Annotated in this window: 9 protein-coding genes; 5 read left to right on the top strand and 4 right to left on the bottom strand. The window is 54.8% G+C overall.

Going from position 1 to position 13,017, the window contains the following annotated elements:
• Positions 1-22: 22 nt before the first annotated feature.
• The 4 genes from ACZ5DH_RS07100 to ACZ5DH_RS07085 all read right to left on the bottom strand — a co-directional run bounded on the left by ACZ5DH_RS07100 (position 23) and on the right by ACZ5DH_RS07085 (position 4,400).
• Positions 23-931 carry an HDOD domain-containing protein gene (locus ACZ5DH_RS07100; RefSeq protein ID WP_464256372.1) on the bottom strand — a complete coding sequence of 303 codons (909 nt, stop codon included), beginning with the start codon at positions 929-931 and terminating at the stop codon, positions 23-25.
• Positions 932-1,029: 98 nt separating this feature from the next.
• Positions 1,030-1,335 (bottom strand): hypothetical protein, encoded by a 306-nt coding sequence (locus ACZ5DH_RS07095; protein ID WP_464256371.1) that lies wholly within the window; start codon positions 1,333-1,335, stop codon positions 1,030-1,032.
• A gap of 76 nt (positions 1,336-1,411) precedes the next feature.
• Positions 1,412-3,205 (bottom strand): GNAT family N-acetyltransferase, encoded by a 1,794-nt coding sequence (locus ACZ5DH_RS07090; RefSeq protein ID WP_464256370.1) that lies wholly within the window; start codon positions 3,203-3,205, stop codon positions 1,412-1,414.
• Between the two features lie 10 nt (positions 3,206-3,215).
• A complete protein-coding gene (locus ACZ5DH_RS07085) occupies positions 3,216-4,400 on the bottom strand; it encodes a ketoacyl-ACP synthase III (protein ID WP_464256369.1) in 1,185 nt (394 codons plus the stop codon).
• 262 nt (positions 4,401-4,662) lie between these two features.
• On the opposite strand from ACZ5DH_RS07085, the gene ACZ5DH_RS07080 reads away from it, so the two are divergent.
• From ACZ5DH_RS07080 to ACZ5DH_RS07060, 5 genes are all read left to right on the top strand, one after another.
• Positions 4,663-4,962: a hypothetical protein gene (locus ACZ5DH_RS07080; protein WP_464256368.1), complete on the top strand. Its 300-nt coding sequence runs from the start codon at positions 4,663-4,665 to the stop codon at positions 4,960-4,962.
• 1 nt (position 4,963) lies between these two features.
• Complete coding sequence (locus ACZ5DH_RS07075; protein ID WP_464256367.1) at positions 4,964-5,650, top strand: SDR family NAD(P)-dependent oxidoreductase; 687 nt, start codon at positions 4,964-4,966, stop codon at positions 5,648-5,650.
• Positions 5,647-6,942: an ANL family adenylate-forming protein gene (locus tag ACZ5DH_RS07070; protein WP_464256366.1), complete on the top strand. Its 1,296-nt coding sequence runs from the start codon at positions 5,647-5,649 to the stop codon at positions 6,940-6,942. The genes ACZ5DH_RS07075 and ACZ5DH_RS07070 overlap by 4 nt, the downstream gene beginning before the upstream one ends.
• Before the next feature lie 486 nt (positions 6,943-7,428).
• Complete coding sequence (locus ACZ5DH_RS07065) at positions 7,429-11,496, top strand: hypothetical protein (protein WP_464256365.1); 4,068 nt, start codon at positions 7,429-7,431, stop codon at positions 11,494-11,496.
• 155 nt (positions 11,497-11,651) lie between these two features.
• The gene (locus tag ACZ5DH_RS07060) at positions 11,652-12,725 is read left to right on the top strand and encodes a 3-oxoacyl-[acyl-carrier-protein] synthase III C-terminal domain-containing protein (RefSeq protein WP_464256364.1); all 1,074 of its coding nucleotides are present in this window, start codon (positions 11,652-11,654) and stop codon (positions 12,723-12,725) included.
• The last annotated feature ends 292 nt before the right edge of the window (positions 12,726-13,017 follow it).

The following is a 13,017-nucleotide window of genomic DNA, read 5'->3' as shown; positions in this document are numbered from 1 at the left end:
TGCTGATTATGCGGCGCGCAGGCTACGCATCAAAGGTAGAGAAAGCTTCAGTATCAGTGGTGGCAAAATATTGCGCTATTGCCGCAGTGATGGTGGGCAGGTCGCAGCTTTCCGGTAAAAGCGCGACGGCTTTCTCACAGAGTCTTCCTTGGGCGTCAGGCGGGGTGCGAGCGATAATGTTGGCTGCGGCAAGAAGCTGCGCCTCTATCTTGCATGTTGGCGCCAGTTCGGGGGAGTGGTGCCAGTTGATGGGCTCGGTCAGTATAAGAGGCAGCTTCCACTGGTACAGGACCACCGCGCCGATAAGCGCGTGATCCATGCTCCAGTAGCTGTTCTCGACCTCAAAATACTGGCGGCCGCATTCTTTGCATGTGGTTGTCACGGTTTCCCAGAGTTCCGGGCGGCTGGTGGCAAAAAAAACCTTGCCAATGTCGTGGAGCAGGCCGGCGATATACGCTTCGTCCGGGTCCATGAGCAGGCGGTTTTTTTCATCGGCGGAAGGACCCCACACGCCGTCAGGCCCCCCCAGCTCGGCAGCCAGAATCTTGGCAATGGCGGCGGTTGTTAATTCGTGCTTCCACAATTCCTTGATGTCAAAGCTTTTGGGCAGGTTTGCCCCTTTGATGACGGCGGCCATGCCCACCATAACCACCAGCGTCCTTATGGTTTTCAAGCCCACGATATTTATGGCGCGGTGGAGCGTGGAAACTTTGAACTCCTGTCCATAGGCTGCGGAATTGGCTGTGGCGAGAACCCGGGTTGTCAGTTTTTGATTCCTCTCAATAAGCGCCACCAGTCCCTTGGCCGGAGTGGCCGTGCTGTTTTTCGTCGCTGCAAACAGCATGGGGAGCAGATCCGGCTCAAAGGGGAGCGTCGGTGGCTTTTGCTGAAGTTCCTGCAGGCACGCGCGGGCGTCTTCTTGAGGTTGCATGGCTAACATCATCCCGTTTTAGAGTTCCGTAGAGCAGCGCAAAGGGCGGCATCAAGCATACTGCTGGTATGCCGGGACCGGATGACATGCAGGAAAGCCTAGTCTTGCCCACCTTCGCCATTCAGGACCGACGTCAGATATTCGGCCAGCGACTGCATGGTCCGGTATGGGTTTTCTTCGCGTTCAAAGGCCGAATCCATGGCCACGGCAACGCTTTTTCCCATTTTTCTCGAAAGGAGATCATCAATATTATCCAAAAAAAGCATCGTATCAAGTGAATCCAGTATGCCATCAACGCCCATTAACGGCAGGGAGGGGCTGTACTTATGGGAAACCTCACTGCCTTCCTGGGTCATCTCAAAGGCTTCAGCAAGTATTTTATGGATTTCATCCTGGCTGATCATAATAAAGTATCCTTTTTTCAGTGGGTTGGCTGTGGGCTTTGGCAACGAAGCCAAAAAAACGCAACAAGACTGAAGGTTATTCAGTGCCAGACGTTTCAGCGCCGACGAGTGTTTTTTTGCAAATAAGCAGGTACTCGTCAGGGGTATCATGCCCCGGCATGTACATCGGGCGGAATATTTCACCGCCGGGAATTTCTTCCCTGTACAGGGCCGTACGGCTTATCTCCCTGAAACCCTGGGCCGCTGCGAGAAGGCGTACTTTTTTATTGCTTGCCACCACATGATTGAAAATATTTTTAATATCAAGCGATTTTTTTGCCCAGGCGAATATGGTTTCGCAGGCGGCTGCCGCAAGTCCTTTGGGAGCGTTGCTTTCAATATAAAGCCCGTCAATGCAACATTCATGTTTCTGAAAGGCAAAATCATTAAGGCCCACCTGGCCGTACAGATGTTTGTCATCCGCTATAAAAAACAGGATGTAATCAGGCAACGCACTGATATAATTATTCAAGATTTGATGCATGGTTTCTTCGGTCACAGCAGTGCGTGTAAGAAAGGCAATGGAGCTTGCTTCACGCCAGCGGGTGAATGTTTTGACCAGATTCGCATCTTGAATGTCGGCTGCTGTTACAGCGTTAAGTGTATAGGAATGCCCGTCATGTTCAAAAGGAATGGCAAAGCCTTTATTTTTGGCTTTCGCAAAGAATTCCAGCGTGTCTGATTTATACTTGAGCCAGCCGGACGGCGGCACTTCAGCCCGGTCACGCCCTGGTTCCGCGAGCAGTTGTCTGATGGCCGCGCAAATGTAGTCCACTTCTTCTTCTGTACGGTTATGGCCGCTGGGCAGGCAGATGGCCTTGACCGAAGCGGCGTGGGCGGCAGGCGTTTGCGCCTGTTTGAACATGGGCATTGAGGAAAGGGGAAAATACACAGGCTCAACCAGGATGCTGCTTGCGTGCAGTTGCATGATCAGTCTGCTGCGTTGGATGTTCTGGTCGTCAACGAAAAGAAGGTTGGTCAGGAAGCTGGGTTCGCTGTTTTGCGGCACGGGGTTCAGCCGAATGCCCGGCATGTCGGCCAGACGTTCTTTGTACCAAGAATGTATCTGTTTTTTCTTGGCCACAAGGTCGTCCAGGCGGCTGGTCTGCGCAAAACCCAAAGCCGCCTGAAGCGCCGAGATGGAGTAGTTGAATCCAACAAGATCATAGGCAAAGGGATTGTCGGACGAACGACCTCCCGCTGCCAGTCGTGCCGCGCGGCCAAAAAGCCGGTCATCTGACGTGAGCAGCATGCCGCCTTCTCCGGCGACAACCGATTTGTTGCCCTTGAAGCTGAATGCGGCGAAGTGGCCGAATGACCCTGCCGGGCGGCCATTGTCACGGCTTCCGATGCCCTGTGTGGCGTCTTCAAGGATAAACAGGCCGTGTTTGGGTGCAAGGTCCATCAACGGCGCCATGCGGCACGGCTGCCCGTAAAGATGCACCGCAATCAGGCCCCTGGTGTTGGGAGTTATCTTGCGGGCGGCATCCTCGGCTGAAAGGCACAAAGTGTCGGGGTCTACATCGCAAAAAACCGGAATTGCTCCGCAATACATCACGCAGGCCGCCACGGCAAAATCCGCCAGATCCGGCACCAGCACCTCGTCGCCCCGCTTCAGGCCAAGGGCGTTAAGGGCAATATGCATGGCCCCGGTGCAGCTTGAAAGCGCCAGTGCGTACTTTTGCCCGGTGATCTGGGCCATTGTTTGCCTGAATGCGTTGATATAGCTGCCGGATTTCATATTCCAGCCAGTCGCGCAGGCGGAAGTCACGTGTTCGATCTCGTGATGCGTTATGGAGGGGCCCTGTGGGAGAATGGGGTCAATAATCATATCTATTCCCTCAGCTTGGGGTGTGCCCTGAAAATTTATTGTGCCAGTGGGCAATGCGTTCGGCTCGTGACGCTGTTTTTTCTTCTTTTATGTAATCGCATACCGGTAAAACCACTGTTTTATCAAGGGAAAGTATTACCGAGCCCCACGAAAGACCGGCACCGAACGAGCAAAGCATACTGTTTGCATGTCCTTTGGCTGCGGGGGTGGAGCTGTTTTGGGCATAGTGGGCGCAGATAAGAACGGGAACGGACGCGACCCCAAGGTTGCCATAAAGGCCCAGGGACTCAGTGGGGACATTTTCTTTGCGTATGCCGACTTTTTTGGCAATGGAATCAACAATGATTTTGTTTGCCTGGTGCAGAAACAGCCTGTCCACATTTTGCGCTTCAAGGCCCTCATGCAGCAGGTGCTCTTTAATATGCGGAGGGACGACAGACGTGCTGAAGGTATATATTCCCATGGGGTCCATCCAGATGGAGCACTGCCCGCCAAGGGTCCAGGGATTACCCTTGTCGTCGCATACGGTCTGATTGAACGGACTGTCCGCTCCTTCTGAGGCGCATTGGGGTATGCGGCTTCCGCCGCCGGGAATGACCAGGGCCTCATGCTTGCCGCCGTCTGTGCCGAAGGCAAAGCTCATGGGCGAGGGGGATTCACTATACGCAACCAGCGCCGCTGTTCCCGCATCGCCAAAGATGGGCCCCACCACCCTGTTGGCGGCAGGCTGAAAGCGCCCAGGGGTGTCACCGGCCAGAAGAAGCACCTTTTTGCAGGCGCGCGACTCCACAAGGCTTGCCGCCATCCACAGGGCGTTTATAAAGCCTGCGCATCCGGCATTCATGTCCATGGCCACGCAGTTGCGCGGCAGGCCCAGCCTGTGTTGCAAAATGGCGGCGCTTGCAGGCAAAAGATAATCCGCGCTGTGGCTGACAAAAAAAACAGCGCCAATATCGTTTGAAGGGGTATTGGTGTGGCGCAGCAGGGCCCGTGCCGCCTGAGCGCACATGTCTGATGCCGTCACGTCATCATCGGCTTTACGGCGCGTGTGCAACCCGCTGACAGCGGTAAAGCGCTTCGCTTGTGCGGGACTGTCTGAAAAGTGTTCAAGCTCGTCTTCAACGGATACCGCATGTCCGGCTACCACGGAACTTATGGCGGCAAGGGCCGCGTGCTTAAAGCGTACATTGGTCATGTTTCTTTCCCCCGGCTGCGAGGTCACGCCGTATGGCGGCTCCGCGCTTGCCATTTGAAGGAATGTCTTTTTTAATTTATTTTCAGTGGGGCCCTGTTTGCCAGTATTAGAAAATAACAACTTTTATTGTGGGTTACTGTGCGAACAAGGACTTCTGCCACATGACCACATTTCTTTTGCAAAGGGAAGAGCACGGATAGCGTATTTGCTGCCCGAGCCATTTTTAATCTCTAGTATATGACTAAATAGAGAGTTATTGCAAATGATGAAGAAAGATGTTCTGGATTTTATCCATGCCGCCATCTTGCGAATCCTGTCGGAAGAAACGGGGGCTGCCCCGCAGATTGACGGAACAACTCCCCTTTTGGGCAAGGGGGGTGTGCTTTCTTCCTTGATGCTGGTGGAACTCATGCTGGCTCTCGAAGACTATTGCACGGATAATAACAGGCGTTTCACGTGGACTCATGACAGTATGATGTCAGCAAAGAACAGTCCGTACCATACCATAGGCAGCCTGGCAGAATACATATATTCCCTGCCGACGCTTGGGCAGGAGGAGTGACATGGCGGACCGACATGTGGTCATAACCGGCATCAGCGGCGGGGTGGGGCGGCATCTGGCCATGCGCGCCATGCAGGGGGGGTATGGCGTGACGGGGCTTTGCCGCACGCCCCCCGCCGACATGCCGTGCGAAACGCTTGCCTGCGATGTGGCCATGGCGGATCAGGTGGCTGATTGTTTTGCCAGATTGCGGCATGTGCCGCTGTGGGGCGTCATCAATGCCGCGGGCATTGCGTCAATGAACCTTGCCGTGACAACGCCGCCAGAGACCATGCGCCGTATTGTGGAAGTCAATCTGCTCGGAACCATGTACTGCTCGGCGCAGGCCGGACGCGCGCTGGCGCGCCGCAAAGGCGGCAGGATTATAAATTTTTCATCCATTGCCGTGGCCTTGGGGCTTGAGGGCGAGAGCGCGTATGTGGCCGCCAAGGCTGGTGTGGAAGGATTCACGCGGGCTTTTTCGCGTGAGATGTCCTCCTGGGGGGTCACGGTCAATGCGGTGGCTCCCGGCCCCATTCCCACGCAACTCACGGCAAAGGTCCCCCAGAGCAAGCTCGACGCTCTGGTGGAACGGCAGATTATTCGCCGCCAGTGTGTCCTTGAAGACGTCTGGCAGACAGTCCGCTGGCTGCTGGATGACGCAAGCGGCATGATTTCCGGCCAATGCCTTCATGTGGGTGGCGTGTGAGCCTGTATCACGATCTCTGTCAGCGCAGCGCTGATCCCCGCCGTCCGTTCCTGATCGGGCCGGGGGAAAGTCTCAGCCTTGCCGACATGGCGCAGGCGTCAAACCAGTGTGTCGGCGTTGCCCCCGGTGATGTGGTGGCCCTTGTGGGAGACTTTGACGCGGCAGGCATACGGAATCTGCTGACCCTTGTGGACAAAAGGGCCATCATCATGCCGCTGGTGGCGGCAAATCACGCGCAGCACGAATACTGTTTTGCAACCGGGCATGTCGACGTTGTCATGGCCGACGGCAAGCTTGTACGGCGGCAAGAGCGGCAGACCGCCCATCCTTTGCTGGACCGGCTGCGTTCTCAGGGTCACGCCGGGCTGATTCTTTTTTCATCAGGCAGCACGGGCAGGCCCAAGGCCATTGTGCATGATTTTGATAAATTTCTTGCCCGTTTTGCCACGCCGCGTCCGGCATGGACCACCCTGGGATTTTTGCTCTTCGACCATATCGGCGGCCTGAACACGCTGTTTCATATGCTGTACAACAACGGTCTTGTGGTGCGTCCGACGGCTCGCACCGTTCCCGCCGTGCTTGACGACATTCATTCACATGGCGTTCAACTGCTGCCCACCACACCGACGTTTTTGCGTATGCTGGTGCACAGCGGCCTTCTGGACGGAGCCGATCTGCCGTCGTTGCGTCTTGTCACCTACGGCACCGAACAGATGGACCAGAATACACTGTCAGCCGTTGCGGGCCTTCTGCCGCGGGTGGACTTCCGGCAGACGTACGGCATGTCTGAACTGGGTATCCTGCGGGTGCGAACGCGAAAGCGCGACGAACTCTGGATACAGATTGGCGGTGAGGGTGTGGAAAGCCGCGTCCGCGACAGTGAACTGCATATCAGAGCCGAAAACAGGATGCTGGGATACCTCAATGCGCCTTCTCCCTTTGATGCTGAAGGTTGGTTCAATACCAGGGACCTGGTGGAATGTGACGGGCCATGGCTGCGCATTGTGGGCAGGGCTGACAGTGTGATCAATGTCGGGGGGCTCAAGGTACTGCCTGCCGCGGTAGAAAGCGCCGCTCTTTCTTTCCCGGGCGTGAACTTGGCGAAGGCCGAAGGAGTGCCCAATCCTCTGACCGGTATGCATGTGGAGTTGCTATGTCAGGCTGAGGAGGGAGCGGAAATCGACATAGACGTTTTGCGACGGCATCTGAAAAATATTCTGCCGCCACACGCACGCCCTTTACGGATCAGAATTGGAAAGGTTCCTATGGGGCACAGGTTCAAACGGTTGTAGCTGGAGTTAAAAATCAAATATTTTTTTATTTGTTATTGCGTAAAAATTATACCATAGGGTGTTATTTATCATGGTGAGATGACTTGAATCTTTTATGTGTGATATATGTTAATCTGTTTTTTATTCTCAGCTTTGATGTCTGAGACAGTGTTGTTTTCAATTTAATTTGATGCTTGCTTATTGACAGATGGCATTTCAGTATTTATTTTTCCTACTCGAAAGGTAGTTAAGCATGCTTGCTCAGCCAGAAGTGTGGATTTTATATATTCACCTTCCTTTTTGTCTAATCAGCCAACTGTTTGTTTTTGAATAAAGAGTCGGCTGGGGGAGAGTCCTTCTCTCCCCGGATTCCCGATTATTCTTCCGGGTCTCCCCTATAATATCCCTTTTTATATGTAATCCGGCACTGCTTTTTTCAGGCATATCGTCTGAGAGCTCTGCCTTGTGTTCTTGACCCAAGCGTCACGACTTGGATCAGGGGGCTATATGCGTAATATTTCTCTTGTTCGTCCTGCTGCCGGGCAGCAGGTTACGGTTTCTTCAGCGGAAGGGGCCAGATTTGTTTCGAATTTTTCCGCCAATCACATTACTTTGGAAAAAGCTGATAATGACCTTATCTTCCGCTTCGAAGATGGGGGCAGCATCAAGGTTGCTGACTTTTATACTGAATACGGCAAGGATAATACCCCGGATTTTGAAGTGGACGGACAGCTCTTCAGCGGCGCGGATTTTTTCAGCGCCTTTGGACCTGATCTGGCCCCTGCGGAAGGACCTTCCGCAGCGGAGCGTTCCGCCCGTTATAATGAGTTCAGCGGAAGCGAACTTGCCGGTGGCGTGGAGCATCTGGACGGGGTGGGCTATGAATCTGGCACAGAAAGCGTTTTCAGTGATCCTGGTACGCAGAATTCCCTGCTTGCGGCAGCAGCGGGACAGGCTCCCGCCCCTGGCGGTTCCGGCGGATCTGGCGGTGGCGGTGATGGCCCCCAACCTCCAGTTCAATATTCCCTCACATATTCCAATGTGGCGCTTCTTGGCGCGGACGGGCAGGATAATCCCGAAGTTCACCTTGATCTGGCGCGCCTTGCTGGTGGCGATGTGGCGGGCAATGCCCTTACCATCACCAATTTTGACGGCAGCATAAGCTATACCGGAACGGCCAATGCCGACGGAACCTGGACATTTGATCTCGACGGCTATCAGGCTGTGTATGATCCGGTAAAGGGCGAGCTTGTTTTCACTCTTGCCAACTCCTCTGGTGGCGCGACAGGGCCTGAAAACTACACCCTGGTGTTCACTGACGGCAACGGTCAGCAGACCAGCCACGGAGTGCGGGTTGCTTCCACCGCCGACCACAATGACATGACAAACATCACCTGGAAGGCGCCGGAAGATGCCGACATGCAGGTAATAGACCAGACCTGGGCCGGCGAAGTCGCTCATGGCGCGCACCTTACCAACGCCAGCACGGCTGATATCGCCGCAGCCATCAAGCTGCCGCATCCTCCGGCGGGCGAAGGCGCGTATGATGCGGGCAGCGGGCGCGAAATGCACTATCAGCTCACTGAAACGTCGCTCACCGCTGACGGAGGGCAAAGCAGATTTGATATTGACCTGAAGTCGGGCACAAGCTCCTTGCGCATCAGCAATAATGATAACACCACTGTGTTGCAGGGTGTGGCACATCACGAACCTCTGTCCGGGTTTGCTGATGAAAACGCTTGGCTGGGCTACCCCGGTGAAAACACCACTAATTACACGGCAAACGTAACGGCAACGGTAGCCGCTCAGGGCACAACCGCCCAGAACGAAATTCGGGTGACCGGCGGTGATCTGAGCATCCAGACCGTAAGCGACCAGCCCAGTTTTTCAGCGGACGGCGCCGCCTATGTCAGCGGCGCTTACGCGACAGGAGGAGGCAGCGTTTCTCTGGAGGCGCAGGGTGTTTCCGTTGGCGCTGCTTCCGTGGCGGCCGGATCCGCTGCCAACAGCGTGGTCATCACCGGTGTGCGCGCTGATGGGGGCATACTGGAAAATCCCGGCACTCCTGGGACGCCCAGCGGGAGCGCAGGCTTTTTCGAAGGCAGGGAGTTCGATCATTCCGAGGTCAGTCTCACCGCCACCACAGGCGATGTACAGGTCAGCGCGGACCTGACGGGAACGGCAGGGGTGAATACCGCAGTTGCCGGGGTTGCCGCCACGGATAACGGGCACGTCAACATAACTTCTGCTGATGGCAATGTTGACATTACCGTCAATAACAGGACCGAGAGCGGATCGCTGGACGATTCTTCCAGCTTTTTCGGCGTGTTTTCCGGTGTTGGCCTGGGGGCCAACGATCTGCCCGGAGAAGGGGGGTTTTCCTCAACATACCAACAGTACCAGTATATCTCGGCCCTTTATCGCCAATATCTGGCAGACAAATTCGAGCCTGACCAATATGGATACAGTCAGGACTTCACCTCCAGTCACGGCCAGCAGACTATTGTGGATATTCAAGCTGAAAAGGATGTGAATGTCAGCCTGAATCTGGGCGCGCAGGACGGCGGTTTTGAGGCCGCAGGCATCAATGCCCAGTTTGGCGATGTGAACATTACTTCCAAAAATGGCGACATCAATGTGGATGTGGCCATGCAGGGTAAGCATCTGTCTGAAGGTTCCGGTCAGGAATGGGTTTCCGCTCTTGAGATAAGCAACGGCGCGGCCTCGTTGCATGCAGAACAGGGAGATGTGAACCTCTCAGTAAACGCCAACGGCGAGAATATTGCCGTGGTGCACTACAACGGGGCAACGGCTTTTCCTGCTTATCAATTTGAATTTATTCCCGATTCCGCTGTGAAGGCATCTTCTTCCATTGCGGGGAAAAATATCACTTTAACCGGAACTGTTGGTAAAGACGGCAGTTCAGCCATAAACCACATTATCGGCATCAACGCCACCCACACGCATAAAAAGGAAACCTTTGTCATCAGCGCGGATGAGCGGTTTACTCTAAACGTGACAGCCGTAGACAATGGCGGCGCTACCTCCGCTACAGGCATTTTCGCAGGCTATGCTCTTTATGCAGATGATTATGGCGGTTATTATATCAATAATCAGCCCACCTACGCATTAGCTCTCGGAGCCAAGGAAGCTGAAATCAGCGCCAGGGTCGAAGCAGGAGCCGTTTTGTCGGCAGACAGCCGCAGTGTAGGCATTGAAGCCGACGGGCATAATCTTATCGTTTTTTCAGACGCTGAGGAAAACCGGGAAAATACGACTTCGTTGGGCTACGGACAGAGCGTAAACAACGAGTATGCTCCCACAGGGCACCTCACTGTTTCGGCTGAAGGCGCGTGGCACAATACAGGAATTCTGGCCCACAATAGCGGAGGTTCTTTATATGGTTCCCCACTTTCAGTCATGGATATCCGGGCGGACTCATTGACTGTCAAGGCCACGGGCAATCCCGAGGCAGGCAGCACGTCCAGCAGTACCGGCATTGCCGCGGTTGAGGGCAGCAGCGTGCATATCGTCTCCAATGACGTCAATATCGAGGCTGCAGACGCCCACCACAGCGTTGGAATTCATGTGGATGCCGAGGGCAGTCAATGGTCAGGAGGAGTCGTATCAATCTCCAATGCCGTACAAGGCGGGACTTCGGATACTGCCCTGAGGGTCATCATCTCCGCCAAGGTCGGCACCGACCTTGAAAGCATGACCAACGGCATAGCCATTGAAGCCATCAACAATGGTCATGTGCAGATAGTTTCAGCCGGTAATAGCGGAGATTATGTTGAAATCAACGGCGGCATTGTCACCGACGGCACCGGACGCGTCACCATACAGACTGGCGGCGGCGATGACATTGTGAAGCTCAACGGCGCGGTGGACATCGGCTCCCCCAACGGTCTCAATATTGATGGTGGTGACGGGTATAATCTGCTGATCCTTTCCGCGCCCGACCATGATACTTTCATGCAGTACTACAAGGAATGGTTTAAAAGCGGGGCTATTGATAACAATATCCACAACTTCAATGAAATCATCCTGCAAGGTGTGGATATGGGGTCGGACGCCTACAACCTGATCCTGAGCAGCGTCGGCAGCCACGACATTGCCGTACGGGTCATCGAGGAGGGAACCAACCTGGATATGGTGGTTAACGCCTATGAGCATGACTTCAGTTCTCACGATAATCTTGCAGGAGACAATGATCTGCTCTTTGTCCGGTTCAACGGCGCGGAAAATCCCGACCAGGACGGATTTGACCAGACTCTGCACAATATCGGCGATGTGGGCGACGGCTATGAAAGCATCCTGCTTGACCTTGTAGGTTCGGGTGACGAATCCATGTTCGGCGACAGCAACAGCCTGGACCGCCTGTTCGATCTGAGGAACAGCGCCAACGAAAATACCGATATTTTCGTCCGGACCACATCCAATGATTCTATCGTGAATTCGGGATGGACAGCCAGCGCTGAGACCAAGGTGCTGAATGGCGAGACCTACACTGAATACAACGATGGGAGCGGCAATTCCATGTATGTGCAACTGACCACCGAAAGCGGCGGCTAGACTTCAGGCCAGACAAAAAATACGGCCCAGGAGAATCCTGGGCCGTATTTTTTTGACGGTTCTCACGGTCCGGCTGTGCTCCGCCGCCTTTCGCCTTTTCTGAAAATACGGTATCTTATCTGATTAGCAGCGGTAAAAAACTTGGATGGAGCGGTATGGGCAATTATATGCTGGACAATGTGGAGCTTGCGGGCTGCTCCGTAGTGCTGGGTGAAAATATGCAGCGCCTTGAGGATGAGCCGCAGTACTGGGGCAATGACCGGTCGCAACTGGCCCGCCTTCAGAATCGGCTGGGGCTGGATGCAAGGCGCGTTGCCGCACCCGGAACCACCGCCAGCGACCTGTGCCGTCAGGCCGCCACATCGCTTATGCAGGAAATGCGTATTGAGCGTCAGGATGTCACGGCCGTCATTTCCGTTACCCAGACCCCGGACTATCTTATGCCGGGCAACGCCTACGTGCTTCATGCCGCCCTTGGGCTTTCAAAAGAAACCGTTGCAATCGATGTCTGTCAGGGGTGCGCCGGCTTTGTGTACGGACTGTGGCTGGCTGGCATGATGTCCCGCGCCTCGGGCAACGGCGGCGTGCTGCTTTGCGCGGGCGACACCCTTTCCCGCGCGGCGAACAGGAAGGATTATACCACAGCGCCCATTTTTGGGGATGCGGGAAGCGCCGCCTGGGTTCGGTACTGCCCGGATGCGGAAAACACGTATTTTGTCCTGCGTGCCGACGGGCGTGAACTGGACAAGTTGTACATTCCGGCGGGCGGCGCGCGTATGCCCGCATCCGCGGTGACCGGGGCCGAGCAGACATATGATGACGGAAGTATCCGTTCGCTTGATGACCTGCATATGGACGGCGTCGGCATTTTTTCGTTCACCATGGCCGAACAGCCCAGGCTGCTGCGTGATCTTATGCGGTTTTCCGGCTGCGACGCCGCGGGGATCGACTATTTTATCATGCACCAGGCAAACAGGTATATTGTTGAAACGGTGGCGAAAAAATCCGCCATCCCTGCACAAAAAGCGCCTTCTGCCACTTTTCCGCTCTACGGCAATCTGAACTCCGCGTCTATTCCCGGCGTGCTTTGCGGCGAACTGGCATCCGTTGTCCGCGAACGAGACCTGAACGTCGTATTGCAGGGCTTTGGCGTGGGGCTTTCGTGGGGCGCGTGCCAGATGCGTCTGCGTCAGCCCTGCTGTCTTGACCCGCAAATATACAGCCGCTAGCACAAATCCTAGCGTTTTGAAATGCTTTGTGGGGGAGGGACCCTTTTGTAAAAGGGTCTCCTCCCCCACGCCCCCACCCCCTAAAATTCTTATTTTAGAGCATGTGAGCTTTGAAAAGCTTGCAGGCTTTTGCCTGCCGTACGCGAGTATTTCAATTGTTAAATGCTCTAGAGCATTTTCACTTTGAAATTGCTCTGGCGACTGCGTGAGCAGGCGCCCGCAGCGAAGGCGTAAGCGCAGCTTCAGCCGTTGCCCGCAGGGCTTACGGATGAAGACAGCACCGCTATTTATT

Source organism: Desulfovibrio simplex (assembly GCF_055387835.1).
The sequence above is the reverse complement of the archived record's forward strand: the minus strand, read 5'-3'. Positions and strand labels throughout refer to the sequence as shown.

Excerpts from the sequence above, each read along its gene's own strand:
- ACZ5DH_RS07100 (WP_464256372.1), bottom strand. The coding sequence starts at position 931 with ATGCAACCTCAAGAAGACGCCCGCGCGTGCCTGCAGGAACTTCAGCAA.
- ACZ5DH_RS07095 (WP_464256371.1), bottom strand. The coding sequence starts at position 1,335 with ATGATCAGCCAGGATGAAATCCATAAAATACTTGCTGAAGCCTTTGAG.
- ACZ5DH_RS07090 (WP_464256370.1), bottom strand. The coding sequence starts at position 3,205 with ATGATTATTGACCCCATTCTCCCACAGGGCCCCTCCATAACGCATCAC.
- ACZ5DH_RS07085 (WP_464256369.1), bottom strand. The coding sequence starts at position 4,400 with ATGACCAATGTACGCTTTAAGCACGCGGCCCTTGCCGCCATAAGTTCC.
- ACZ5DH_RS07080 (WP_464256368.1), top strand. The coding sequence starts at position 4,663 with ATGATGAAGAAAGATGTTCTGGATTTTATCCATGCCGCCATCTTGCGA.
- ACZ5DH_RS07075 (WP_464256367.1), top strand. The coding sequence starts at position 4,964 with ATGGCGGACCGACATGTGGTCATAACCGGCATCAGCGGCGGGGTGGGG.
- ACZ5DH_RS07065 (WP_464256365.1), top strand. The coding sequence starts at position 7,429 with ATGCGTAATATTTCTCTTGTTCGTCCTGCTGCCGGGCAGCAGGTTACG.
- ACZ5DH_RS07060 (WP_464256364.1), top strand. The coding sequence starts at position 11,652 with ATGGGCAATTATATGCTGGACAATGTGGAGCTTGCGGGCTGCTCCGTA.